We start from the raw sequence: 22,126 nt of genomic DNA, 5'->3' as shown, positions 1-22,126 counted from the left end.
GATCGTCTAGGATGCCGGGTTCCGGCGGCCGTCCGGCGGCGCTTGGGCGTTTCGGGCCGGCCGCGGTGTCGCAACCCTGGGATCGAGGATCCATGGACCCGGCCATTCTCCGCGCCAGCGCGCATCAGATACTTCGCGACGCCACCATCCCGGAACTGCCCAACCATTACAGCGGCAAGGTGCGCGACAATTACGACCTGCCGGATGGGCGCCGCGTCATCATCGCCACCGACCGGCTCTCGGCCTTTGACCGCATCCTCTGCGCCGTGCCGTTCAAGGGCCAGGTGCTGACGCAGACGGCGCGCTTCTGGTTCGAGGCGACGCGCGACATCTGTCCCAACCACGTGCTGGACTATCCCGACCCGAACGTGGTGATCGGCCGGCGGCTCGACATCCTGCCGGTGGAGGTGGTGGTGCGCGGCTACCTCGCGGGCACCACCGGCACCTCCCTGCTGACGCTGTACAAGGCGGGGCAGCGCGACATGTACGGGCTGAAGCTGCCGGACGGGCTGCGCGACAACCAGCGCCTGCCCTCCCCGGTGATCACGCCGACCAGCAAGGCCTTTCATGGCGGGCATGACGAGCCGCTCTCGCCGCGGCAGATCTTGGAACAGGGCCTGCTGACCGAGCCGCAATGGGAGCAGCTCTGCGAGTATGCGCTGGCGCTGTTCGCCCGCGGTCAGGCAATGGCGGCGGCGCGCGGCCTGATCCTGGCGGACACGAAATATGAATTCGGCACCGACGCGGAGGGCCGCATCGTGCTGGCCGACGAGATCCACACCCCCGACAGCAGCCGCTACTGGCTGGCAGGCAGCTATGAGAAGCGGCTCGCCGCCGGCGACAGGCCGGAAAGCTTCGACAAGGATTTCGTGCGCAACTGGGTGGCGGCGCGCTGCGATCCCTACGAGGACGGCATCCCGGACATTCCCGAGACGCTGATCCTCGACACCGCCGCCGTGTATATCCGGGCCTTCGAAACCATCACCGGCGCCCGCTTCGAGCCCGGCCCCGCCGATCGCCCGGTGCTGGAGCGGGTGCGGGAGAACCTCCGGCCGCTGTTCGGCTGAACGCGGCACAGGCCGCGATCGCGGTGAACGGCAGTCGGGATGACAGGCGGATTCATTTCGCTATCATCCCGAGCGCACCCGCGAAGGAAAACCGCCATGGCCCAACCGGACAGCACCGGCGCCGACACCACCGGCGTTTCGGCGCAGCAGAACGAACTCGCACGGCTCGCCGAGCGTCTCGCGGCGCTGGAACGCCAGGTGGCGGCGCTGACCGAGAAGCTGGATCCGAAGTTCGGCGATGATGGCGGCGGCGGTGGCGGTGGCGAAGGGAATGGCGGCAGCGACGGCTCGGGCTGAGCCGGCCTAGTCCGGCAGCCCGGCCAGTGCCAGGCCCCGGTACAGCGCCTGCTGGCGGGCCAGAAAGCCCGGCTCATCCGAAAGCTCCGCCTGCCGCAGCCGCGCGGCGGTCAGTTCGGGCTGGCGCTGCCGCACTTCGCGCACCAGAAGCGCCGCCTCCTCGGTGTCGCCGTTCAGCGCCAGCGCGGCCGCGAGGTAGAGCCGGCGCAGGTCGGGCGACAGAAAGGCCGGCCGCTCCAGCGCGCGGCGGAAGCGGTCCGCGCCGTGATCGCCACGGCCGATCTGCAGCTCGGCGATGCCCAGATAAGTCAGCCAGGTGCCGGTGAAGGGATGGTTCGCCTCCGCCAGCGCCATGGAGCGCAGCACCGGCTCCACCGCCCCGTCCGGCTCGCCCAGCAGGATCAGCATCCAGCCGATATTGGCGCGCGACGGGTGTTGTGACTCGTCCAGTTCCACGGCGCGGCGATAGGCGGCCAGCGCGTCGGAAGGGCGGCGCTGTAGGCGGAACACCGCGGCGCGGGCGGCATGCACCACCGGCAGGTCCGGGGCCAGCGCCACCGCACGCTCGGCCAGGGCCTCCGCCGCGCGCAGCTCCGCCGCAGGATCCGGGCTGAGGCCACTATTGGCCATGTTGGTGTGGGTAAAGGCGGCTTCGGCATAGGCCGGGGCGAAATCCGGCTCGGCGGCGATCGCCTTCTCGAACAAGGCCCGCGCGGCGAGCCAGTTCTCGCCGCGATTGCCGTTCGCGCGGTAGGCGGCGGCGCGGCCCTGCTCCAGCAACAGCCGCGCCGGTGACGCGGCCGAGGGTGGCGGCGCCGGATCGGCCACGGGCAGCACCGCCGAGGGCGACGGTCCGGGCCGCCAGGCCACCGGCGTCGACGGCCGCACCAGGACCACCAGCGCCACCAGCGCCATGCCGCTCCCCAGCAACAGCGCCGCGGCGCGCCAGCGCCGGCTCCGCACCGCCGGCGGGGCCGCGGGATCCGGCGCCGGCTGCAGCAGGTAGCCGCGCTTCGGAACGGTGCGCAGAAGGCTGCCCTCCGGCCCCAGGGCACGGCGGATCTCGCCGATGCACTGGGTGATGCTGTCATCCGTGACGGCCAGGCCGGGCCAGACCGCGTCCAGGATCTGCCGGCGCCCGACCACCGCCCCGGCGTGCCGCGCCAGCAGCTGCAGCAGCATCAGGCTTTTCGGCCGCAGCGGCACCTCGGCGCCATCCGGCCCCAGCAGCAGCCGGCGCCGCGCATCCAGGGTGAAGCGGCCAATGCGCAGCACGGCCTCGGCCGGCCCCATCGGTGCAGCCTCGCCCTGCATGCACAGCCCTCCCGGGACGCGCGGTGCGCCGAGCACAATTTCGGAAAAGTTTCGGTCCGAATCCAGCCAAATCTCGGGACGGAAAGCCGGTCCCGGGCGCTCCCTCCGCGGCCTCGCAGCCCCTCCGGGAGAAGCCCGTGCATCCGATCCCCTTGTTGAGCCTGATGACCCTGCTGCCGGCGCCTCCGGAGCCATTCGCGCGCCCGCTTCCGCCGGCCGAGGGCGCCTCGGCGGACTTGGCCCGCGGTCTGCTGTTCGCCGCCCTGGCGCGGCTGCTGGCGGAGCGCGCGGCCGCGCCGCCGCCCGACGGGTCGCGTTGAGCCATGTCCGGGGCGATGCAGACCCTGGGCGACCTGCCCTGCGCGGGATCGGCCCGGCGGCGCCTGGCCCGCATGGTGCCGGTGCTGCCGCTGCTGGCCATGGCGGCCGGCCTGCTGCTGCCGGATCTGGCGGCGCTGGCCCACCGCGCGTTGCCGGCCCTGCTGGTGGCCACCACGCTGCTCGGCTTGCTGGCGCTGGCGCCTCCCCTGCTGCCGCCGGGGCCGCTGCCCTCGCTGGCCGCCGCGCTGGGGCCGCCGCTGCTGCTGGTGCTGGCACTCGGTCTGGCGGCCCCGTTGCTGGGCTGCGGCGCGGCATGGCTGCTGGGTGCCGGTGCCGAGGCGCGTCTCTGGGTCGCCCTTGCCGCGGCGGCGCCGGTTGGTACCGGCGCCATCGGCCTGGGCGTGGCGCTCGGCCTGGGCGGGGGCCGCAGTCTGGCGGTGGTGGCCGCCAGCACCGCCGCCGCGCCGCTGCTGGTGCCGGCCGTGGCGGCGGTGCTGGGAAGCCCGGGCGGGGTTGAGCCGGCGGTGCTGGCGGAACGGCTGTGGTTGCTCGGCGTGCTGCCGGCCCTGGCGGCCTTGCCGCTGCGGCGCTGGCCGCCGCTGCGCACGGAAGTGGCCCGCCGTCACTGCGCCGGCGGCGCGGTGCTGGCGCTGTCGCTGACAGCCCTGGCCAGGATGGACGGGCTGGGGCCGCTGGTGGCGGCGCAGCCGGTGGCGATGCTGCGGCTCGCCGCGCTGGCCTGCCTGCCGGGACTGGCCGGCATCCTGGCCGCCTGGCTGCTGCTGCGTCGCAGCCTGCCGGAGGCGGTGCTGATCGGGGGCTACCGCAACGTTACCCTGGTCTGGGCCGCCTGCCCGGCCCTGCTTTCGGAGCAGGGCCGGTTGTTCATGGCGCTCACCGCGCTGCCGGTCTTCGCCACGCCGGCCCTGGCGACCCTGGCGCGCCGGGCCATTTCCACCCTGGCGGGAAGACACACGAGAACGTGAAGAGCCACCCGCCACTCCATAGGCACCGGGAGCGGCCTCCAATTGATTCGTCCCGCACTTTGCTTTACCGCGTGGGTGTGATCCAGATTGGTTATTCCCGCCACAGCGATGCACGCCAAGCGGTATTGACCTGTGTCAAGCCGTTGCTGGGCCACCGTCCCGACCTGGTGCTGGCCTTTTGCGGCGGTAAGCTGGACCCCGGAACCGTGCTCGCCGCCCTGCGCGACACGCTGGGCGACGTGCCCGTGGTGGGCGGCGCCTCCGCCGGGGGCATCACCCGGCAGGGCTACGGCTATAGCGGCCTCGAACTGGTGTTGATCGGCTTCAGCGGCGCGGAGGTGACGCCGCGGCTGGTGGTGCAGGACCTGCTGCCCGACGAGATGGCGGGAGGCGCCGCGCTGGGAGCCGCCGTGCGCGGCGTGGCCGAGGATGGCGCCGTGGTGCTCCTGTTGTTCGACAGCGTGGCCAGCCACCTGCCGTTGCGGCTGCATCCAGCCAGCCACATCGTCGAGGGTTTCCACCGCGGCCTCGGCGGCCGCGAGGTGACGCTGTTCGGCGGCGGGCTGCTGACCGACATGAACCTGTCGGACAGCTGGGTGTTCGACGGCGCCGTGCTGCGCCACCACGCCGCCGTGGCCCTGGTGTTTCCGCCCGGCATCGCCGTGGAAACCAGCATCCTGCATGGCTGCCGCCCGATCTCCACCTTCATGGAGATCACCCGGATCGACGGCGCCGAGGTGTATGAGCTGGATGGCCAGCCGGCGCTCGGCGTCATCGAGCGCATGCTCGGGCTGCGGCTGGGAGAGGCGCAGGGCCAGGAATTGTCGCTGGTGGCGACGCTGGGCCAGAAGCAGGGCGACCCCTTCGCCCCCTATGATGAGAATGCCTATGTGAACCGCCTGATCCTGCGGGCCAGCCCGGCCACGGGATCGGTCACCCTGTTCGAGCCGGATTTCTTTCCCGGCGCCAAGGTCCAGATCATGGCCCGCGACAACGCGCTGATGCTGGATTCGGCGCGCAACGGCGTGGCGGCCATGAACCGCGCCATCGAGGGCGGCGACAACCTGCTGGCGCTCTACATTGACTGCGCCGGCCGGGCCAGCGCCCGCAGCGGCGCGCTGACGGAGGAAGCCGAGGTCGTCCGCACCGGCCTGGCCGAGGGGGTGCCGTTTGCCGGCTTCTATTCCGGCGTGGAGATCGCGCCGTTTCGGGGTTATTCCCGCCCGCTGGATTGGACCGGCGTGCTCGCGGTGCTGCGGCGGCGGGGCTGATGAACCATCGTTTTCCCATGTCGGCCGGGCCGGCCGATGCCGGCCAGATGGAGCGCGAGCTCGCTTATTACCGGCGCGAATGCAACACGCTGGGCGCCGGGCTGCTGCGCCTGCAGGAGGAGCAGAGCCAGGCCTTCCGGGAAGCGCGGCGCTCGCGCACCGTGGCCAAGCTGATCCGCGAGGCCTACCGGCTGATCGACCAGAGCGACCTGCCGGAGGAGCTGGGCCCGCCGATGCTGGCCACGGTGCTGGAGAACACGCTGTGCGACCGCGCCGCGCTGCTGCAGGAGCACCCGCGCGGCAGCGGCCAGTTCACCGTGATGCATGCCGTCGGGCTGCCGGCCCCGGCCCTGGTGCCAGTGCTGCTGCCGGTGGTGCCCGCCTTCTTCTTCACCACCTCGCGCTCCCGGATCGAGCCGCCGGCCTATCAGCTCACCGCCATCCTGCGGGTGCCCTACATCCTGTGGTCCTATGACGAGACCACCGGCACCGCGCTGATCCTTGGCAACCAGAGCGAAAGCAATGTCAGCCGCCCGTTCGAGGATGCCGACCAGGAGATCGTGGAAGGCGCGCTGTCGGTCTACATTGACATCACGCTGCGCAAGCGTGCCGAGGTCGAGATGCGCGAGGCGCGCATCATGGCCGAGGAAGCCAGTTCCACCCGGTCGCGTTTCCTGGCGACGCTGACGCATGAGCTGCGCACGCCGCTGAACGCCATCATCGGCTTTTCCGAGATGATGGCCACCGGCTCGCGCTACCAGCTGACGGCGGAGCAGGTCGGCGAGTTCAACACCCACGTGTTCAAGTCGGCGAGCCACCTGCTGTCGCTGATCAACGAGATCCTCGACTACTCGGCCCTGGCGCGCGGGCGCACGCCGCTGACGCTGCGCTGGACCGAGGCGGGGGAGCTGGTGTCGGCCAGCCTGGGGGCCGCCAGCGCCGCCGCGGCCGAGCGCGAGGTGCGGCTGGCCACCGAACTTCCGGCGCAAAAGCTGTGGATCCGGGTCGACCGCACCCGGTTCCGCCAGATCCTCGACAACCTGCTGAGCAACGCCATCCGCTTCACCGGCGCGGGAGGGCTGGTCGGCGTGCAGGTGGTGGTGATGCCGGATGGCGGGCTGCGGCTCGAGGTGCGCGACAGCGGCATCGGCATGCGTGCCGAGGACATCCCGCGCGCGCTGGAGCCGTTCGAGCAGATCGAGAACCCGTTCAGCCGCAGCGTTACCGGCACCGGCCTCGGCCTGCCGATCGCGCGTGGGCTGGCGCAGGCGCATGGCGGCAGCCTGGTGGTGGAGAGCGAGCCCGGCGTCGGCACCACCGTAGCGGTGCTTCTGCCGGCGGAAGCGATGCATCGTGGCGCCGCGCCGCCCGGTGGCCGCAGCGCCGAGGGTTCCGATCCGGCCTCCCCGGCAGGCCGGCCGGCGGAGGAGGCCGGAGCGAAGGACTGACGGTCCGCCGCCCCAAACCGCTTCAGGCCACCACGCCCGGCGGCGTGGCCGCCAGCGTCGCCAGATTGGCATCCACGGCGCGGATCACGCCCCAGTTCTCCGTGTAGTTGACCGGAAAGCCCGGCGATCCGGCATCCTGGTCGTGCTGCCGGGCCCGCGCATAATCGGTCCATTTGCGCGTCGCCGGGCGGCGGTGATGAAAATCGTGGCACGGCGCGTCGCCCACCATCACGAAGACGCGGGCGAACAGCGCCCCGGTCAGCATGGTTGCCCACCAGCCGGTCCAGGCCAGCATGCCGCCGAGGCTGCGCGCCGAGCGGGCGGGCGGCATGGCGCCGGGGAACACGCCGGTGGTGGAGGCGCAGACAAAGGCCTTGCCGCGCGCGCGAATGATCTCGACGTCGGGGAAGCGGTGCTCGCACAGGATGCGGAACACGGTGGCGATCTGCAGCAGCACCGTGAGCGGCAGGAACCAAGCCACCAGCACCGGCAACCAGGCGCCGGTCAACGCCGCCAGCAGCAGCGGCGCGGCCAGCCCGGCGCGCGCCATCCAGTCGTGCTGCCGGTCGCCGCTGAACAGGGATGCCTGGATGCGCCGCAGCAGGAAACGGGCATGAAAGGCGGGCGAGACCAGGTTCAGGATGATGCGCCGCCATAACACGCGCTTCGCCACGCCCGGCTCCAGGCGGCAGACGCCGAACACGAAGCCGGTGAACTCGTCTTCCTCCGTCAGCAGCTTGTTGGCCGAATGGTGCAGCATGTGGTCGTGCTGGTAGTTCTCGAAGCGGGTGAACATCAGAAAGGCCGAGACCATGCGCCCCACCTGCCGGTTCCGCTCCCGCGAGCGGAACACGGTGCCGTGCGAGCAATGGTGAAAGATCACCACCTGGTACAGGCCGAGGCCGGAACTGGTGGCGGTGAGGCCGACCAGCAACAACAGCGCCGCCAGCATCCAGGGCATGGCCAGCAGCAGGGCCGCCGCGCTCATCGCGCTTCCCAGCGCCATGCTGGCAAGGCCGCCGATCACGTAGCGGCGCGCCGGGATCTCCCGCACCGCTTCCTCCGGTCCGGGCTTGGCGGTGAGCCAGGTGAGGAAGGGCTGCACCGCGCGCGGCAGGCGAAGCGCCATCTGGACCCGCGGATCATGCCGCAGGGTCAGCAGGCTTTCATCCTGAAGCGTTTGAATTTTCGAAATTCTCATGGGAAATCTCCTGTGCCGGAAAGTCGCCGCCAGTTGTTGGACGCTGGCGCACACAACGGTTTTATCGTGTTACCGAAACTTTCTATGCGGCTACTCGCGCACGGCCGGAGATTGTTTTAAGTGCGGAATGACTTGGCCTGCGGACACCTCCGAACAGGATCTTGATTCTGCGTTGTTCTTCCATCCGGCCTCGATGGCCGGCAGCAATTCAGTGCAGCGGGGAATTGTTCTTTTCACGACCACCGGCGTGCTGCCGCGTCGGCAGGGCCGGAGGCCGGCTTTCCGGGCGGATCCGCCAGACAGGTGACCGATGCGTTGCCTGGTGCGCGGTGCCGTTTCCCGCCTCCCCACCTGCCGACCGCGCGCAAGCCTCTCGTATCCGGATCGCTGGCGCGGCGAGCGGCGCTCGGCGCCGGCACCCAAGCGGAGCAGCCGGTGTGCATCTTCGCGAAGGTCTGGGCCTCTCGGCGGTGAAACCAGCAGCGGCTCCCGTCTCAGCTCGCGGACCAAGCCGGCGGCATGAGCATCAACAGGAATGGCCGCCATTGCGGGGAACATGACCGGAGTTTGCCGGGACGCTGGCGACCCACAGCCATCGCGCAGGGATGCCGGCTGTCGCGGGGCTGGTGCTGCGGCACGCCTCAGCCGCCGGTGATCGATGATGAGGGCGCCGGATTATTGGTCAGTTGGCGTCGGAAATGATTCGCCATCGGCCTTCGAGCCAAGCGACCTCGCCATGGCCTGGGGCTTCTAGCGAGCGGCGCGACAGTTCTGCCGTGGGGTCGCGATCTCGGTGAGCATCGCCAGGCCGGACGGCCCAAATGACGGCATGTCCTGGAAGCCATGCCCCGGCCTTGGAGATGCTGAGTGATCCTGGCCGCGGATCTGCGCGGTGCCAGCCTCGGCGGGCCAAGGGCGGTGCCGGGGCGAAGGTGCCGAATAGCGGCGCAGCGCGCGGCCGGTTCCGCCGCTCCGCTGCCCCGTTCCGGCACCGGGCCGGAAACGCCCGCTAGTTCAGGTTGAACACCACCTTCACGCAGCCATCCTGCTTGTCGCGGAAGGTTTTGTAGAGCTCCGGCCCCTGCTCCAGCGAGGTGCTGCGGTGCGTGATCAGGAAGGTCGGATCGATCCGCCCTTGCTGGATCAACCCCGTCAGTTCCTCCAGGTAGCGCTTCACATGCGTCTGTCCGCTACGGATGGTCAGGCCCTTCTGCACCACCGCTCCCATGTGAACCGGAATCGGCCCGCCATACACGCCGGGAACGGAGACAATGCCGCCGCCTCGCACGGCCTGCACGGCCTGCTCCAGCGCATAGGGACGCTGGGTGGAGGTCAGGGTTTCCTGGACCTTGCTGAGCATGCCCAGCATGCCGTGCCCGGCCGTCGCCTCCATGCCCACGCAATCGATCACCGCATCGGGGCCTTCCCCGTCCGTGATCTCCTTGATGCGCTCGATCACCTCCTCCTGCTTCAGATCGATGATGTGCGTGGCGCCGGCCTGCCGCGCCAGAGCCATGCGCTCCGGCACCGTTTCGATGACGATGATGCGCTCGGCGCCCATGATCTGCGCCGACTTGATGGTGAACAGCCCAACCGGACCCGCACCCCAGATCGCCACTGTCTCGCCGCCCTTCAGGTCGCAATGCACCGCCGCCTGCCAGCCCGTCGGCAGGATATCAGTGAGAAACAGCGCCTGCTCATCGGACATGCCCTCAGGCACCTTCATCGGCGCCACGTCGGCCATCGGCACGCGCACATATTCGGCCTGTCCGCCCCAATAGCCGCCGGTCAGGTGGGAGTATCCGAACAGCCCGGCGGTCGGATAGCCGAACATTGTCGCAGCTTCCGCCCCGTTGCGGTTGGAGCGCAGGCAGCAGGCCCAGTTGCCGCGCCTGCATTGCGAGCATTCGCCGCAATTGATGTTGAAGGGCACCACGATGCGGTCGCCCTTTTTCAGGCGGTGGTTCGGCGATCCCGTTTCCACCACCTCGCCCATGAATTCATGGCCGAGCACGTCGCCCGATTTCATTGCCGGCATCTGCCCGTCCATCAGGTGCAGGTCGGAACCGCAGATGGCGCAGGATGTGACCTTGATGATGACGTCGCGCGCGTCCTCGATTCCGGGATCCGTGACGTTGTCGCAGCGGATGTCGTTCTTGCCGTGCCAAGCGAGCGCCTTCATGACGGGCTTCCTTCCGTGATGGTCGCGGAGCCGGCGACTTCCGGTTGGAAGATGCCGCCACGGCCTGGAAACACGCTGCCGCGAAGGGTGGTTGCCGCCGGTGCTGCTTTTCTGCGGTTCGCCTGGCCTGCCGGCAGTGCGGCGGGACGGTTCGCGGCTGCGGTGTCGTGGCCCGGCAGGCACAGGCCTGCCGTTCTCCTCCGCAGTCAGGTTTCCCGCATCAGCAGCATCGATCCGGCCGGCGACCGCGGAACTGTTTACGGGATCCAGGCCGCCGGTCGCTGGCCGCTGGCCGCTGGCCGCTGGAGTGACGGGATATGGTGATGATCAGGGACTTGCGCCGCCGGGATGCCGCGTCCAAGCGGCCGCGTGGCGATAGCGCCGATGCCGGCCTGCATGCCGCTGCCGGAAATAGCCAGCCCGCCAGACTTGCGCTGGCCGCGCACCTGCCAGGCACACGGCGCTGGCCGGACGCACCGAGAGGGCGCGGAGAGCGGTAGCGCGGCGCCTCGGTTGCCCGATCCCTCCTGTGGCTTGCCGCCGGTTGAAGGCGCGCGGGATGCAAGGCGCGGGCTTTCCTGAAGCGGCGCGGCGGCGATGCCGGGAAGGGTCTTTCGCGGCCCGTCGGTGGGCCGCGGAACCGGCCGCCCAACCTGCAAGGCCCGTCGAGGCATCCGCCCCGCGGCGGGTTCGATTCGCGGCGGTCGCTAGGCCACGCTGCTGCCGGCGCCGAAGGGAAGCTTGCTGCCGCGGGACGTTCGCCATAATGGCAGCATCAGTTCGCAACGCATGCGGCCGGTTTCCCAGCGCTGCGTCACCGTGCCGCCGAGTTGGCGTTGCGCCGTGGCGGTGATCATCCGGGTGCCGAAACCCTTGCGCCGCGGCGCCACGTCGCGCAGGTGCCCGCCCTGTTCGGTCCACTCCATGAACAGCATGGTGTTGCCCGGCGCATCGGCGGCGCGCAGGAGTTGCCAGCGGACATCCACCTGCCCCCCGAGTTCTTTCAATGCGCCGTGCTTGGCTGCGTTGGCGATCAGCTCGTGCAGGATCATGGCAATCGGCTGCACGGTTTCGGCCGCCAGCGTTACCGGCGGCCCCTCCACGGTGATCTGCACCGCCGAGCCGCTGCTGCCGAGGCGGTACGGCGCCAGCTCGCGCTCCACCACGGCATGCAGCTCCGCGCCGGCCCAGTTCTCATCCGCTAGCAGCGATTGCACGCGGGCCAGGGCCATGACGCGCGCTTCCACCGAACGGGCGAAGGCGTCGGCGCTTTCGCGGGGTGTCAGCCGGATCACCGACTGCACCACCGCCAGCAGGTTCTTGGCGCGGTGATCGACCTCCCTCGCGAGCAGCAGGCGCCGCTCGTCTTCCGCCTTCTTGGTGGAGATGTCGCGCATGATGCCGGTGAAGAAACGTTGTCCCTCGCCGTCCCGCCATTCGGCGATGGCGAGATCCAGTGGCACGGTCGAGCCATCGCGGCGGCGGCCCTCCACCTCCCGGCCGCTGCCGATGATCCTGCGCTCCCCGGCGGCCAGGTAGCGCGCCAGTTGGGCGTCATGCCGGGCGGCGTCGCCGCTGGACATGATCACCGATACGTTGCGGCCGATCACCTCATCGGCGGGGTAGCGGAAGATCGCTTCGGCGGCTCCGTTGAAGGAATGCATGATGCCGGCCTCGTCGATCACCACGATGGCATCCACCGCGGTGTCGACGATGGCGCGCAGCCGCGCCTCGCTCGCCGTCAGGGCGGAGTTGCGCCCGGCCAGAACTTGCGCCGCCCGCGTGATCGCATCGCGCAGCGCCTTGAACTCTGTCACCGTGGCCGGCGGCCTCCCCTCGCCAGCGTCGCCGAGCGCCTGCTGCCGGCCTTCAGCCACGGCGTCCGCCTCGTCCGTCAGCACCTGCAAGGGCCGCACGATGCGCTGCGCCAGGGCGGCGGCGAGCAGCGAGGCGATGGCCAGGGCCGCGCCCCCGCCCAGCACGATGGCCATGAGCGGAGCGTTCCAGCTGGCGGAGTACAGGCTGGCCGGGGCCGCCACCGCCACGGTCCACCCTGAGCCGCTGCTCAGGAAGCTGAAGGCCGCGACCACGTCCTGCCCATCCGCCGTCTTGCCGCTGAGCAGGCCGGGAGCGTTGCTGGCAACGCCCGCCACATACCAGGGGGCCGCAGCCCTGCCCGGCGTCACGGTTTGCGAGGACCGGGCAATGAGCCGGCCATCACCATCAACCAGCGAGGCGAAGCGTCCATCGTAGAAATCCTGCGCCTCCAGCAGGATTTGCAGCCGTTCGGGCGTCACCCTGGATGACAAGGTCGCCAAGATCTGGCCGTCTCGCCGGATCGGCACCAGCACGGCGATGACCGGCTCCTGATCGCTGGCCGCGTTGATCAGGTTGCTGATGACGGGACGGCCCGTACGCAGCACCTCGAGGTTGGCGTCCTCCGCCCCGGTGCGTGGCAGCGGCACGCCGGGCGGCAGGCTGGTGTTCAGCAATTGCTGATTGTTGCGGCCGATGATGACGATGGGCGCGCCGAGAGCGGCGGCGGCACGGCGGGCATGCGTGTGCAGGGCCGAGAGATCGGTCAGGGGCGCATCGAGCAGCGGCGATTCCGCCAGGGTGGTGAGCGCCGCAATCCGGGCCTCGAACTCGCGGTCTGCGGCGGTGGAGAGGGCGCGCGCGGTGTCGCGCAGCTGGTCGTGGAATCCTTCCAGATGCCGCGTCACCGCTTGCCAGGATGCCATCCCACCCACGGCGAGGGCCGGCAGAAAGGCCACCACCACCAGCCCCAGCAGGTGGCTGCGCATTCCAAAGGTCATGTCACCCGGCAGCCAAGCCCTTCGCTTCGCCATTCCGCTTTCCCATTCACCGCCTGAAGCGATAACGAAGCATTCTCGGTTTATTGAGAAAGCGGAGTAGAAGGATCTAATTTTGAGAACCGTCGTGAAGTGCTTTCATTGCAGGAATGAAATTCACGAACTACAGCGTCCAATCCCGTGATGCTCCTCGACTCCGGCAGCAATCAAAAATGGGCCGGTTGACCATGAATCGTCTGGGCAGGCGGGGCCGCAGTCGAACCTATTCAGGAGCATCATCCCTTCCGCCCAGTCTGCTTCCGTGAACTATTTATTCTGGTGAGCTTGGCCGTGTCCAATGCTTCCTGCTCCACGGTTGCACGACGGTGTCCTGCTTCAGCGGGATCGTGACGGCCACGCCGGAACAGCCGCGCGCCGGCCATCCGACGGCCCTGCTGCCCGGTGGCCGGAAGGGCTCGGCGGTTCAGCCGGACGCCTGTTATCGTGCCATGCCCCGTCCGGTGCCGCGAAAGCCATGACTCCGTCAGCTAGGTCAGAGGAACGATCCGGTCCAGCGGAGCCATGGGCCGGCCGCAATTTGTTTGTCCGACTTTACCATGTGGCAAGATCTGATGGCGATACTTCGACCATCATGCATTAGGGGGCTGACATGAGGTCGGCAGAATTCATCCACGGGCCATTCACCATCAAGACCTTTATCGCGGATGGCTGGTATCGCGCCCGCGCTTTCCGGGACGGCGCTTGGTTCCGCGACGTGGCGGACTGGAGCGCTGAAACCCTGGACGAAGCGGTGCTGCGGATGCGCCATTCGCTGGATGAGTGGACCTGCCTCGATGACGAGGCCCAGCTCCTCGTTGATGGCTGAACAGAACGGCGCCGCGATGCCCCGGCGCCCGCTCCTGCCCGGAATGTCCTGGCCGGAACCCTCTGCCCGAGGCCTTCCGGCCGGAACTCAGCCGGCCTGCTGCAACGCCGCGCGCACACGGCTCGCGGATGGGATCGGTGCCACCGCGCCGTACCCTTCTGTGGACAGCGCAGCGGCGCAGGCGGCGTAGCGCGCCGCCACCTCCGGCGCATCACCGGCCAGGATCCGCGCGAGGAAGCTGCCGCAGAAGGTATCGCCGGCCCCGGTTGCATCCACCGGCTTGCAGGGAAAGGGCGGAATCCGCACCCGGCCTTCCGCCGTGGCCAGGTAGGTGCCCTCGCTCCCCATCTTCAACACCACGATCTTCGGCCCCAGCCGCAGGTAGTGATCCAGAATGGCGTCAGGATCCTCGAGCCCGATCAGGGTGCGTGTGTCATCGAGCCCGGGCAGCGCGATATCGGTCTGGGCCACCGCCGCCATGATCATGGCGGCTGCCCGTGGCACCGGCCACAGGCTGGCACGGTAATTGGTGTCGAACGCCACGGTGACGCCGGCCTCCCGCGCCGTACGGATCGCCTCGAACACCGCATCCGCGGCGCTAGTGGAAATCGCCAGGCTGATGCCCGAGGCATAGAACATCCGGGCCGCGCGAAGGGCGTCGCGCGGCAGCAGGTCCGGCGTGTAGCGGCTGGCGGCGGAGCCTGCGCGGTAGAACTGGAATTCGTGCCCTTCCGGGCCGTGGGTCACCAAATAGAGGCCCGTCCTGGCGGCCTTGTCGCGATGGATGTGGGTCGCATCCACACCCTCGCGCCGCCACAGCGCCATGAACTGCTCGCCCGGCCCATCCTGCCCGAGCGCGGTGATGTAGCCGCTGCGCGCGCCCTGCCGCGCCGCGGCAATGGCGGCGTTGGAGGTGTCGCCGCCGAAGCCTTCCAGATAGAGCGGTTCGCCTTCCGCCGTCTCGTGGCGGCGGTTCAGCTCCAGCATCGGCTCGCCCATGCACAGCAGGTCGAGGCTCATGCCACGGCGCGCCCGAGCAGCCGGTGCGCCACCGCCTGGATCGCCGCCTTGTCGCCGGCATTGATCCGCTTCTCGTCCACCAGCGCCCCGCCCATGCCGACAAAGGCGGCGCCGGCATCGAGGTAGTCCTGCATGTTGGACGGGTCGACGCCGCCGGTGGGGCAGAACCTCACGCCCGGAAACACGCTGCGCAGCGCCTTGACGTGGCCGGGGCCGCCGACGGAGGAAGCCGGGAAGACCTTCACCACATCGGCTCCGGCGGCGCGGGCGGCGCGCACCTCGGTGGGCGTGATCGCGCCCAGCATCAGCGCGGCACCCGCCTCGCGGCAGGGCTCGGCCAGTTCAGGCGCCACCCAGGGCGTCACCAGGAAGCGCGCCCCGGCCTGCAGGCAGGCCTCACCCGCCGCGCGGTCGGGCACGGTGCCGGCTCCGACCAACAGTTCCGGATCGGAAGCCAGGCTGCGGATCAGGGCCGGCGCGTCCGGCACGGTCATGGTGATCTCGAAGATGGTGAGGCCGGCCTCCTTCAGCCAGCCGACCACCGTTTCGGCGGCGCGGGCGGTGCCGGTGCGGATCACCGGAATGGCGCGCGCCTCGACGCAGCGGGCCAGGGCGGCCTCGATGGTGGTGTTCGGCATGGCGGGTCGTCTCCTTCCTGGGGGCCCGAAGGCCAGCGCGGCTCCGGCTCCTCGTCCCGGAGGATAACCCGAGTTGTCCGGCTTGCCGACAGAGCAAGCCGGTCCTTCCGCGCATGGGCTGCGCCGGAACGGCAGGCGGGCCGTGCCGGCTGTCCCAGGAGAGGACGCAACCTCGCCACTCAACCACGGCCGGGCCTGGCGGGGGGGGTGGTGGGTTTGCCGGCGCCGCCATATCCAGCGCAATGCCGGATCCGGCCCACCGACACCCGCCTCCCTGCCGGGCGCTTGCGGCGGATCGAGAAGGCGGTGATCGTGGCAGCACAACGGAGCCCACCGCGTGACCGTCTCGCCCCTCGTCTCCGCGCCGCCGCTGCCCGCCAGCAAGTTCCGCGATCCCGATCGCACTGCCCGGGGAGAGCCGCGCGCCCATGTCGCGCTCTCGGCGCTGCGCACGCTGTGGATCAACACCGGCACGCTGTGCAACCTGACCTGCGCGCATTGCTACATCGAGAGCAGCCCGCGCAATGACGCCCTGGCCTACATCTCGGCAGCCGAGGTGATCGCCTATCTGGACGAGATCGCCGCCGACCGGTTGCCGGTCGAGGAGATCGGCTTCACCGGCGGCGAGCCCTTCATGAATCCGGACATGCTGGCGATGCTGGAGGCGGTGCTGGCCCGCGGCCTGCGCGCGCTGGTGCTGACCAACGCCATGCGGCCGATGCAGCGCCATGCGGCGGCGCTGTCGGCGATCAACGCGGCCCATCCCGGACAGCTCACGCTGCGCGTCAGCCTCGACCATTACGGCGCCGCGCTGCATGACCTGGAACGCGGCGCCGGCACCTTCGGCAAGAGCCTGGACGGGCTGCGCTGGCTGGCGCTCGACGGGTTCCGCATCGGCGTCGCCGGCCGGGCGGCCTTCGGGCACGAGCCCGAGGCGGCGCTGCGTGCCGGCTTCGCCCGGCTGTTCAAGGCCGAGGCCCTGCCGGTCGACGCGGCCGACCCGGCAGCGCTGGTGCTGTTCCCGGAAATGGACCCGGAGGCCGACGTGCCGGAGATCACTACCGCCTGCTGGGGCATCCTGGGCAAGTCGCCCGACAGCGTGATGTGCAGTTCGTCGCGCATGGTGGTGAAGCGCAAGGGGGCGGCAAGGCCGGCGGTGCTGGCCTGCACCCTGCTGGCCTACGACCCGCGCTTCGAGCTGGGCGCCACCCTGGCCGAGGCCAGCCGCCCCGTTGCCCTGAACCACCCGCATTGCGCGCGGTTCTGCGTGCTGGGCGGCGCCGCCTGCAGCCGCTGACGCGTCTTCCTCCAGTGAGAACCGCCATGCCGATCACCCGACGCGCCATCCTGCTGGCAGCACCGTCGCTGCTGCCGCTGCCGGGGCTGCTGAGCCGATCCCTGGCCCAGGGCGCGCCGCTGCGCTGCGCCGTAGGGCCGTTCCAGCCGACGGCCGGCGACACCCGCCGCGCCTATGAACCCTTCTTCGCGCGGCTGGCCGCCGCGGTGGGCCGGCCGCTGGACCTGACGGTGACCACCGACTGGGCGGGCATCGCGGTGGCGCTGGCCAATGGGCAGGTGGATTGCGCCTGGATGGGGCCCTGGGGCTATGTTCTGGCCCGCGACCGGGCGGGGGCGGAAGCGCTGGCGGTGGTGGAATACCAGGGCAAGCCGACCTACCACGCCATCATCATCGGCCGGCCGGAACTGCGCATCGCCCGCTTCCCCGAGGATGCGCAGGGCCTGTCGATCTCCTTCGCCGATGCCGGCTCGACCAGCGGCTGGCTGATCCCGCACCACTGGTTCAAGACCCGCGGCATCGATCCGCGCCGCCACTTCCGGTATCGCGACGGCGCGTCCCACGCGGCCAACGTCATCGCCGTGGCCAATGGGCAGGTGGACCTCGCCACCGATTACGACCGCAACCTGGCGGCCATGGTCGCGGCCGGGCGCGTTCGGCAGGAGCAGGTGAAGGTGGTGTGGACCTCCGATCCGCTGCCCAACGACGCCCTGGCGGTGCGGCGGGACCTCGACCCGGAGGTGAAGCAGGCGCTGCTGGCCGCCGCCCTCGGCATCGACGCGGACGCCGCCAAGGCCGCGATGCCCGCCAACTACACCGGCTGGCAGCGCGCCGCGCCCGACAGCTACGCCATCATCGAGGCCGCCGGCCGGGCCCTGGGGCGGCTGAACGGCGCCTGATGCGGCGGCTCGCGATCCTCGCCGCGCTGGCGGCGCTGTACGCGCTCAGCATCTGGGTGGTGGCGCCCGATCCCGGGCGGCTCTGGACCGGTCTGCCCCGCCTTGCCGGCTGGCTGGCGGGCGGCTTTCCGCCGGATTTCTCCGGCCCGGCCGACCTCGCCCGCCGCGCCGCGGAGACGGTGGGCATCGCCACGCTGGGCACCACGGCGGCGGCGCTGCTGGCGCTGCCGCTGGCGATTCTGGCGGCCCGACCGGTGGCTCCCCTGCCCTGGCTGTACCAGCCGGCACGGGCGCTGCTGGACCTGCTGCGCGGGGTGGACGGCTTCGTGTTCGCGCTGATCTTCGTGGCCGCCGTCGGGCTCGGCCCGTTCGCCGGCATGCTGGGCATCGCGCTGCATTCGGCCGGCTCGGTCGCCAAGCTGTGGTCGGAGGCGCTGGAGGCCGCCGACCTCGCCCCGGTCGAGGCGGCGTTGTCCGCCGGCGCGTCCCGTGCCCAGGCGGCAACCGTGGTGCTGCTGCCGGAAACCCTGCCGCAAACCGCCTCGGCGCTGTTGTATGTCTGGGAGTTCAACATCCGTGCCTCCACCGTGCTGGGGTTGGTGGGCGCTGGCGGGCTGGGCCAGGAGCTGAAGAACGCGGTGGACCTGCTGGACTTCGCCCGCGTGCTGGCGATCCTGCTGATCATCACGGCGCTGGTGCTGACCGCCGACCGGCTCTCGGCCGCGCTGCGCCGGGCGCTGCTGTGAACCTCGTCGCGCCTCCTGCCGCGCGCATCGGCGCCGGCGGCCTCGTTGTCGACGGGCTGGAGGTTCGGCGTGGTGGCCAGGCGGTGCTACGCGGCGTCTCCCTTGCGGTGGCGCCCGGCGAGGTGCTGGCGATCGAGGGCGAGTCCGGCGCCGGCAAGACCACGCTGCTGCGTGCCGTCGCCGGGCTGCTGCCGCATAGCGGGCAGGTTTCCGCCGCCGCCCGCCCGGCCCTGGTGTTCCAGCAGCACGCCCTGGCCAACCGGCTCTCGGCCCGCGGCAATGTTCTGGTGGGCACGCTCGGGCGGGTCGGCTTTCTGCGCGCCACGCTGCGGCTGTGGCCGGCGGCGGAACGCGCCCTGGCCGATGACTGCCTGGAGCGCGTCGGGCTGGCAGGCCTGGGCGCGCGGCGCGCCGACCGCCTGTCGGGCGGACAGCGGCAGCGCGTCGCCATCGCCCGCGCCCTGGCGCAGCGCGCCCCGGTGCTGCTGGCGGATGAGCCGGTGGCCAGCCTGGATCCCGGCAATGCGGAGGCAGTGCTGGCGTTGATCCGGGATCTGGCGCGGCACGAGGGCCTGGCCGTGCTGCTCTGCCTGCACCAGCCCGCCCTGGCACAGCGCTTCGCCGACCGCCGCCTGCGGCTGCACGAGGGAAGGCTCCACCCACCATGATCCGCGACCAGTTCGACGCCGCGCCCGTGCTGCGGGCGGATGGGCCGGTGCTCTGCTTCGGCGGGCCCTATTCCAACCTGCAGGCCACGCGGGCGGTACTGGCCGAGGCACGGCGCCTGGGCATCCCCCCTGCCCATATCTTCTGCACAGGGGACGTGGCCGCGTATTGCGCGGACGCCGCGGCGACGCTGGATCTGGTGATGGCGAGCGGCATCGCGGTGATCGCCGGCAATTGCGAGGAAAGCCTGGCCGCCGATAACACGGATTGCGGCTGAGGCTTCGAGGGCGGCACCGCCTGCGACCTGTTGTCCCGCGCCTGGTACGCGCATGCGGCGCGGCAGGTGACGCCGGAACAGCGCGCCTGGATGGCGGCCTTGCCCTCGCGACGGGTGCTGGAAATCGCCGGAAGGCGGCTGGCGGTGCTGCATGGCGGCGCGAACAGCACCAGCCGCTTCCTGTTCGCCTCCGCCGCGGAGCAGACGCTGCGGGACGAGCTGACCGCCACCGGCTGCGACGGCATCGTGGCCGGCCATTGCGGGCTGCCGTTCACCCGCCGGCTCGGTGCCGCGCTCTGGCACAACCCCGGCGCCATCGGCATGCCCGCCGATGATGGCACGCCGCGCGGCTGGTTCTCGCTGCTCCGGCCGGACCCGGATGGGCTGCGGGTGGAGCACCGGGCGCTGCGCTACGACCACATCGGCGCCATGGCCGCAATGCGGCAGGCCGGACTGCCGCCGGATTACCGGCTGGCCCTGGCCAGCGGCCTGTGGCCCTCGCGCGACGTGCTGCCGCCGGCCGAGCGGGCACTGGCTGGCCGGCCCCGCTCCGAGACCAGTCTGCTCTGGCCCGCCGCCGGCTAGGGCAAGGCGCCGAGCAGGCCGGCCAGGCGCCGGCTCCAGGGGCCGAACAGGCGCTCGGAATAGAAGGCGCCGGCGACCCGCTTGCCGGCCTCGGCGCGGGTCGGATAGGGCAGGATCATGCCGGCCACCGCCGAGAGCGGCACGCCACGGCCGATCGCCTGGGTCCAGAGCCCGATCATCTCCCCCGCATGCGGCGCCAGGATGCCGGCACCGAGCAGCTTGCCCCCCGGCGTCACCACCAGCTTCACCAGGCCTTCGGTGCGCCCCTCGGCGATCGCGCGGTCGTTCTCCGCCATGGGAAAGCGCAGCACCCGGTGCGGCCGGCCCGTTCCGGCCGCCTCGGCCTCCGTCAGGCCGACCTGCGCCAGCTCCGGGTCGGTATAGGTGACGCGCGGCAGGGCTGCGTAGTCGAGCCGCGCCGGCAGGCGGAACAAGGCGCGCCGGATGATGATGCCGGCATGGTAGCCGGCGACATGGGTCAGCCGGCGCGGGCCGATGCCGTCCGGGTCGGCGATGTCGCCGGCGGCGAAGACATGGCGCTGCGTCAGGCTGCACAGGCCGCGATCGGTGGCGATGCCCTGCGCCGTGGCGCGGATGCCGGCGGCGTCGAGCCCCAGATCCTCCAGGTTGGCGCGCCGGCCGGTGGCGACCAGCAGGTGGCTGCCGGCGATCCGCCGGCCATCCTCCAGCACCAAAACCGGGCCCGGCTCGGCGGCGGTGACGCGGGTGTTCTCCAGCAGGGCGACGCCCTCGGCCTGCAGCACGTCGCGCAGCCCGTCGGCCAGCTCGGCATCCTCCTGCGCAGCGATGCGGCCCTGCTCCACCACGGTGACGCGGCAGCCCAGCGCGGCATGCGCCTGCGCCATCTCCAGCCCGATGGCGCCACCGCCGAGGATCAGCAGGTGGTCCGGCCGCTCCGCCAAGTCGAACAGCGTGTCGTTGGTCAGGAAGGGCAGCGCGGCGAGGCCGGGGATGGGCGGCACCGCGGCGCGGCTGCCGGCGGCGACCACGATGCGGCGCGCGGTCAGGCGGCGGCCCTCCGCCATCAGCGTCCCGGGCTCGACGAAGCGCGCCTCGGCGCGTAGCACGGTGGCGCCGAGGCCGCTGTAGCGCTCGGCGGAATCCACGGGCGCGATGGTGTCGATGGCGCGGCGCACATGGGCGCGGACACCGGCCCAGTCGATCTCCGGCTCGGCCACGCGTACGCCGTAGCGCGCCGCGCCGCGGGCCGAGCGCGCCGCATGGGCCGCGCTCAGCAGGGCCTTGCTCGGCACGCAGCCGACATTCAGGCAATCACCGCCCATGCGGTCGCGCTCGATCAGCACCACCTTCCGGCCGAGCCGCGCCGCGGCATAGGTGACCGACAGACCGGCCGAGCCGGCGCCGATCACCGCGAGGTCGAACTCAGCCATGCGAAGCCTTCCAGCGGCGCCAGGCCACGGGTAACAGGGCGAGCAGCGCCAGGCCGATCAGCGGCAACAGCACGGCGGGCCGCAGAATGATCGACAGGTCGGGCTGCCGCCCCTCGTCCAGCACGCTGCCGATGCCGGCGCCGACCGAGGCGAACACCAGCGTGCCGGGAATGATGCCGATCAGCGTGGCCAGGGCGAAGGTGCCGAGCCGCATGCGCACCAGCGCCGGCGCCAGGTTGACCAGCCAGAAGGGAAACAGTGGCAGCAGCCGCAGCGCCAGAAGGTAGCTGAAGCCATCCCGCTCCAGCCCCGGGCGGATGCGGTTCATCATCGGTCCGGCGCGCGCCGCCAGCCAGTCGCCCACCGCGTGGCGGGCGGCCAGGAACAGCAGCACCGCACCCAGCGTGGCGCCCAGCACCGCGACCGCGGCCCCCGCCAGCGTGCCGAACAGCAGCCCGCCGGCCATGGTCAGCACGGTGGCGCCCGGCAGCGACAGCGCGACGGCCAAGGCGTAGAGCAGGCCATAGCCCAGCGCCGCCGCCGCCGGCCGGGCCGCCACCAGCGCCTGCAGGAACTGCCGCTGCTCGCCCAGATAGGCGAAGGACAGGGTGCGCTGCAGACCGAGGCCATAAGCCGCCGCCAGTGCCAGGATGACGAGCAGGACCGGCCACAAGCGCTGCCACCTCATGCCGGTCCGACTCCAGCGTCGCAGGCCATGTTCGCGCGGGCTCCGGGTTCGCTGCCTTTCATACGCGATATTGCTCCGGCTTGCTTCAGCTGCGGCGCATCGCCGCGGCGATTTATTGTCGCTTTCCAGCTTC

At 71.0% G+C, this 22,126-nt stretch carries 21 protein-coding genes; 13 read left to right on the top strand and 8 right to left on the bottom strand.

Going from position 1 to position 22,126, the window contains the following annotated elements; translation table 11 throughout:
* Nucleotides 1-92: 92 nt before the first annotated feature.
* The gene (locus tag D2K64_RS16260; protein WP_120009433.1) at nt 93-1,067 is read left to right on the top strand and encodes a phosphoribosylaminoimidazolesuccinocarboxamide synthase; all 975 of its coding nucleotides are present in this window, start codon (nt 93-95) and stop codon (nt 1,065-1,067) included.
* Nucleotides 1,068-1,163: 96 nt separating this feature from the next.
* Nucleotides 1,164-1,364 carry a hypothetical protein gene (locus D2K64_RS16255; RefSeq protein WP_120009432.1) on the top strand — a complete coding sequence of 67 codons (201 nt, stop codon included), beginning with the start codon at nt 1,164-1,166 and terminating at the stop codon, nt 1,362-1,364.
* 6 nt (nt 1,365-1,370) lie between these two features.
* Here D2K64_RS16255 and D2K64_RS16250 read toward each other — a convergent pair whose 3' ends face one another.
* Complete coding sequence (locus D2K64_RS16250; protein ID WP_162306206.1) at nt 1,371-2,678, bottom strand: winged helix-turn-helix domain-containing protein; 1,308 nt, start codon at nt 2,676-2,678, stop codon at nt 1,371-1,373.
* Nucleotides 2,679-2,815: 137 nt separating this feature from the next.
* Here D2K64_RS16250 and D2K64_RS24940 point away from each other — a divergent pair, with 137 nt between their 5' ends.
* From D2K64_RS24940 to D2K64_RS16240, 4 genes are all read left to right on the top strand, one after another.
* The gene (locus tag D2K64_RS24940; protein WP_162306205.1) at nt 2,816-2,998 is read left to right on the top strand and encodes a hypothetical protein; all 183 of its coding nucleotides are present in this window, start codon (nt 2,816-2,818) and stop codon (nt 2,996-2,998) included.
* Nucleotides 2,999-3,001: 3 nt separating this feature from the next.
* A complete protein-coding gene (locus D2K64_RS24935) occupies nt 3,002-3,985 on the top strand; it encodes a hypothetical protein (protein WP_162306204.1) in 984 nt (327 codons plus the stop codon).
* 125 nt (nt 3,986-4,110) lie between these two features.
* A complete protein-coding gene (locus D2K64_RS16245) occupies nt 4,111-5,256 on the top strand; it encodes an FIST signal transduction protein (protein WP_162306203.1) in 1,146 nt (381 codons plus the stop codon).
* Nucleotides 5,256-6,704 carry a sensor histidine kinase gene (locus D2K64_RS16240; RefSeq protein WP_157985891.1) on the top strand — a complete coding sequence of 483 codons (1,449 nt, stop codon included), beginning with the start codon at nt 5,256-5,258 and terminating at the stop codon, nt 6,702-6,704. Before D2K64_RS16245 ends, D2K64_RS16240 begins: the two co-directional genes overlap by 1 nt.
* 22 nt (nt 6,705-6,726) lie before the next feature.
* Here D2K64_RS16240 and D2K64_RS16235 read toward each other — a convergent pair whose 3' ends face one another.
* From D2K64_RS16235 to D2K64_RS16225, 3 genes are all read right to left on the bottom strand, one after another.
* The gene (locus D2K64_RS16235) at nt 6,727-7,905 is read right to left on the bottom strand and encodes a fatty acid desaturase (protein ID WP_120009428.1); all 1,179 of its coding nucleotides are present in this window, start codon (nt 7,903-7,905) and stop codon (nt 6,727-6,729) included.
* A gap of 1,009 nt (nt 7,906-8,914) precedes the next feature.
* Nucleotides 8,915-10,087 (bottom strand): zinc-dependent alcohol dehydrogenase, encoded by a 1,173-nt coding sequence (locus D2K64_RS16230; protein ID WP_120009427.1) that lies wholly within the window; start codon nt 10,085-10,087, stop codon nt 8,915-8,917.
* Between the two features lie 707 nt (nt 10,088-10,794).
* Entirely contained in the window at nt 10,795-12,936 is a 2,142-nt protein-coding gene (locus D2K64_RS16225) for a sensor histidine kinase (protein ID WP_120009426.1), read from the bottom strand.
* Nucleotides 12,937-13,549: 613 nt separating this feature from the next.
* Here D2K64_RS16225 and D2K64_RS16220 point away from each other — a divergent pair.
* On the top strand, nt 13,550-13,765 hold the full coding sequence (locus D2K64_RS16220; RefSeq protein WP_120009425.1) for a hypothetical protein: 216 nt from the start codon (nt 13,550-13,552) through the stop codon (nt 13,763-13,765).
* An 87-nt stretch (nt 13,766-13,852) separates the two neighbouring features.
* On the opposite strand, the gene D2K64_RS16215 is transcribed toward D2K64_RS16220, so the two are convergent.
* Entirely contained in the window at nt 13,853-14,785 is a 933-nt protein-coding gene (locus D2K64_RS16215; RefSeq protein WP_120009424.1) for a sugar kinase, read from the bottom strand.
* Nucleotides 14,782-15,423, bottom strand: coding sequence for a bifunctional 4-hydroxy-2-oxoglutarate aldolase/2-dehydro-3-deoxy-phosphogluconate aldolase (locus D2K64_RS16210; RefSeq protein WP_120009423.1), 642 nt, complete (start codon nt 15,421-15,423; stop codon nt 14,782-14,784). The genes D2K64_RS16215 and D2K64_RS16210 overlap by 4 nt, the downstream gene beginning before the upstream one ends.
* A 337-nt stretch (nt 15,424-15,760) precedes the next feature.
* Here D2K64_RS16210 and D2K64_RS16205 point away from each other — a divergent pair, with 337 nt between their 5' ends.
* From D2K64_RS16205 to D2K64_RS25125, 6 genes are read left to right on the top strand one after another with little or no spacing between them, the layout of a single operon-like run.
* Nucleotides 15,761-16,720 carry a radical SAM protein gene (locus D2K64_RS16205; protein WP_202910707.1) on the top strand — a complete coding sequence of 320 codons (960 nt, stop codon included), beginning with the start codon at nt 15,761-15,763 and terminating at the stop codon, nt 16,718-16,720.
* 26 nt (nt 16,721-16,746) lie between these two features.
* Complete coding sequence (locus D2K64_RS16200; RefSeq protein ID WP_120009422.1) at nt 16,747-17,619, top strand: phosphate/phosphite/phosphonate ABC transporter substrate-binding protein; 873 nt, start codon at nt 16,747-16,749, stop codon at nt 17,617-17,619.
* Nucleotides 17,619-18,365, top strand: a complete 747-nt coding sequence (gene phnE, locus D2K64_RS16195) for a phosphonate ABC transporter, permease protein PhnE (RefSeq protein WP_120009421.1) — start codon at nt 17,619-17,621, stop codon at nt 18,363-18,365. Before D2K64_RS16200 ends, phnE begins: the two co-directional genes overlap by 1 nt.
* Nucleotides 18,362-19,033: a phosphonate ABC transporter ATP-binding protein gene (locus D2K64_RS16190; RefSeq protein WP_120009420.1), complete on the top strand. Its 672-nt coding sequence runs from the start codon at nt 18,362-18,364 to the stop codon at nt 19,031-19,033. Before phnE ends, D2K64_RS16190 begins: the two co-directional genes overlap by 4 nt.
* Nucleotides 19,030-19,308, top strand: a complete 279-nt coding sequence (locus tag D2K64_RS25130; protein ID WP_202910706.1) for a hypothetical protein — start codon at nt 19,030-19,032, stop codon at nt 19,306-19,308. Before D2K64_RS16190 ends, D2K64_RS25130 begins: the two co-directional genes overlap by 4 nt.
* A gap of 30 nt (nt 19,309-19,338) precedes the next feature.
* On the top strand, nt 19,339-19,893 hold the full coding sequence (locus D2K64_RS25125; protein WP_202910705.1) for a metallophosphoesterase family protein: 555 nt from the start codon (nt 19,339-19,341) through the stop codon (nt 19,891-19,893).
* On the opposite strand, the gene D2K64_RS16180 is transcribed toward D2K64_RS25125, so the two are convergent.
* Together D2K64_RS16180 and D2K64_RS16175 are read right to left on the bottom strand one after the other, a co-directional pair.
* Complete coding sequence (locus tag D2K64_RS16180; protein WP_120009419.1) at nt 19,890-21,305, bottom strand: dihydrolipoyl dehydrogenase family protein; 1,416 nt, start codon at nt 21,303-21,305, stop codon at nt 19,890-19,892. The two genes, D2K64_RS25125 and D2K64_RS16180, sit on opposite strands and share 4 nt — an antisense overlap.
* The gene (locus D2K64_RS16175; RefSeq protein ID WP_120009418.1) at nt 21,298-21,993 is read right to left on the bottom strand and encodes a TVP38/TMEM64 family protein; all 696 of its coding nucleotides are present in this window, start codon (nt 21,991-21,993) and stop codon (nt 21,298-21,300) included. Before D2K64_RS16175 ends, D2K64_RS16180 begins: the two co-directional genes overlap by 8 nt.
* Nucleotides 21,994-22,126 lie beyond the last annotated feature (133 nt).

Source organism: Teichococcus vastitatis (genome assembly GCF_003604215.1).
Taxonomy (GTDB): Bacteria; Pseudomonadota; Alphaproteobacteria; order Acetobacterales; family Acetobacteraceae; genus Pseudoroseomonas; species Pseudoroseomonas vastitatis.
Note: the sequence above shows the minus strand (reverse complement) of the source record. Positions and strands in the feature narration are given on the sequence as shown.